This is a genomic window from Mesorhizobium sp. CNPSo 4671, assembly GCF_057784245.1.
Genome location: NZ_JBWLUW010000090.1, coordinates 1 through 410 on the forward strand (window position 1 = coordinate 1; position 410 = coordinate 410).

Below are 410 nucleotides of genomic sequence, written 5' to 3' on the forward strand. Positions count from 1 at the left end.
ATATAGGTCATGGCATTGTAGCGCTCGGCGAGTTCGACGATCTCCCGGATCGGCGCGATGTCGCCGTCCATCGAATAGACGCTTTCGAAGACGATCAGCTTGGCGCGTTCGCGTCCCGCCGCCTGCAACAGGCTTTCCAGATGCGCGACGTCATTGTGCCGGAAGATCTTCTTCTCGGCGCCCGAGCGCCGCACGCCTTCGATCATCGAGGCGTGGTTCAACTCATCCGAAATGATCAGGCAATTGGGCAACAGCCGCGCAATGGTCGAGATCGAGGCTTCGTTGGAGACGAAGCCGGAGGTGAAGACCAGGGCGGCGTCCTTGCCGTGCAGGTCGGCAAGCTCATGCTCGAGCTCGACCAGCGGGTTGGACGTGCCGGAAATGTTGCGGGTGCCGCCGGCGCCCGAACC

At 62.2% G+C, this 410-nt stretch carries 1 protein-coding gene; it reads right to left on the reverse strand.

Annotated features, from left to right (window positions below; all coding sequences use genetic code 11):
* Positions 1-410, reverse strand: a 410-nt coding sequence (locus AC04SF_RS37510; RefSeq protein WP_488481890.1) for an aminotransferase class I/II-fold pyridoxal phosphate-dependent enzyme, incomplete at both ends; no start/stop codon positions are given.